Raw genomic sequence first — 2,170 nt, forward strand, 5'->3', positions numbered from 1 at the left:
GTACAGTGTATCCTGTTGGATTGTGAAAGGTAGGGTTGAGATAAAAAAGGCGCGGTTTATATTTTTGCATGATTATTTCTACCTCATCCAAATCATAGCCAGAAGGGTGAATCTCTATTGGAATAATTTTAGCACCTTGTCTTCTGAAAACATCAATGGCAGGGCTGTAAGTGGGTCTCTCCAGCAATACTGTATCTCTAGGCTTTATCAAGACTCTGGAGATTAAATCAATGGCTTCTTGCGAACCGGACGTAATTAACAATTGATCCTTAGTTAGGTAGAAATTATACTGATTTGTGAAATAACGGCACAAGGCTTCCCTCAATTCTTGATCCCCCTGAGTGGTAGAATATGTCCCCAGCACTTTTGGATACAGATCAAACACTTTCTTAACGTATTCTGAAAAATAAAGATTGGGCAAAAGATTAGGATCGAGCAGTGCTTTGGAAAATTGATAAGTAGCTTGAACCTGATGAATTTCAGAGAGATGGCTTTCATGTACGTAGGCTGAAATAATCGGGTCGTGCTGTGAGTCCACTGGCAGAATGCTTCCTGGCTGAACATAGTATCCTGATTTATCCTTTACATACACCTTTTGGTTATTTTTTAGCAATTGATACGCTTTAAAGACAGTTAGCCGATGCACGTCGAATTCCATAGCCAGCGTGCGAACAGAAGGAAGCTTTTCATGTGCTTTCCACTCCCCACGCCTGATCCTTTCCAGAAGATAGTCATAAATTTGTTCAAAAAGCTTATCTGAATGAACGTTTGAGAGAAGCTCTCTTTTCATACCGTTCTCACCTCTTTCCTTATAGTATATATGACTTATTCGAAATCTGTTCTATTTTATTTAATCTGTTCTATTGCTTCCTGCTTATGATGTGGAAAAGGAGGAATTAGAAATGGTATTATTCAATTATATCTTGATGTGTTTGATTTTCGGGACAACTTTTTTAGCTATCAAAGTAGGGATTGATACGGGGGCATCTCCCTTTTTCTCAGCCGGAATTCGTTTTATGCTTGCAGGTATGGTTCTATTTTTATTGATGGCTTGGAAAAGAAAGGCGAGTTTATCACTTCTACTCTGTAAGGAGATGTTTCTTACAGGAATTGGATTAACCCTCGGAGTTTTTGCACCATTGTATTGGGCAGAACAGTATGTGAGTTCCGGAATTGCAGCAGTATTATCAGCAACAGCCCCAATCATGATTCTGCTGCTTCAAGCCGGCATTTCCCGGCAAAAGCTCTCTGTCACATCCTGGGCAGGTTGCCTCGTAGGATTTGCTGGTGTGATCTTACTTCTTTTACCTAGTTTTACTATCACATTTAATAAGTTTTGGATAATTAGCTGCATTGCCATCTTATTAGGTCAAGTCTTTTATTCTGCCGGTACGGTCTATTCCCGGCGTGTAATACAACGATTTCAAGATACCTCCCCCATCACTTTGAATGCAGCTCAGATGATGTATGGTGGAGGGATGCTGCTTGTTTTATCGTTGTTCACGGAAAAAGTGCACATTGAATCCATGTTAAACCCAAAGGCTATCACTTCGCTTCTATACTTAATTATCGTTGGTTCCATGATGGGGCATACTCTTTTCTATTGGCTTGTAGCCAAAACGAATCCTGTCTTTCCATCCACTTGGCTCTATATCTCTCCCTTGATTGCCCTTAGTTTGGGAGCTCTTTTATATCACGAGCCTCTTACATTACTGTCGTTGGCAGGGGGAATCACGATTATCGTTGGAATTGTTCTGGTCAATATGGATAACTTAAGACAGTTAGTGGACAAAAAGCCAAACAAAGTGGAAAAAGTATGCAATCAACGCTAATATCTTGATACATGACAATAAAACAATCAATTTTAAAAAGTAAGGACACTTTATCTATATTGACGTTTCAATTGCTATAATTTTTGTTCTTTTGTATGTAAGAAAAACCCGTAAGTGTAAGAACCCTGAATTAAGCAAAATCTATGTGAGAAGATACTACTAAAAGAAAATTATAAAGAAGAAAAAAACAATTAAAAATAGTTTTAGGAAAATGCAGATATACAATGTCAAGGAAACCCAAACAAAAAGCCTAATTTCTTGCTTTAAGCACATAGAAATTAGGTCTTAGTTACTTTAGAAAAGCACCTTTTAGTAATTATATAGATTCTATCTAATAC

The 2,170-nt window shown here is 37.9% G+C and carries 2 protein-coding genes; one reads left to right on the forward strand and one right to left on the reverse strand.

Annotated features, from left to right (window positions below; genetic code table 11):
* A partial coding sequence (locus RB298_RS28070) for an aminotransferase-like domain-containing protein (protein ID WP_486049647.1) occupies positions 1–790 on the reverse strand: 790 nt, incomplete at its 3' end.
* Positions 791–902: 112 nt separating this feature from the next.
* Here RB298_RS28070 and RB298_RS28075 point away from each other — a divergent pair.
* A complete protein-coding gene (locus RB298_RS28075) occupies positions 903–1,832 on the forward strand; it encodes a DMT family transporter (RefSeq protein WP_486049649.1) in 930 nt (309 codons plus the stop codon).
* Positions 1,833–2,170 lie beyond the last annotated feature (338 nt).

The sequence above is a fragment of the Priestia sp. BR_2 genome (assembly GCF_041954005.1).
Classification (GTDB): Bacteria; Bacillota; Bacilli; order Paenibacillales; family Paenibacillaceae; genus Paenibacillus_AQ; species Paenibacillus_AQ lautus_A.

What these genes read in the sequence shown, in the direction of transcription:
- RB298_RS28075 (WP_486049649.1), top strand. Translation starts at nt 903, where the DNA reads ATGGTATTATTCAATTATATCTTGATGTGTTTGATTTTCGGGACAACT.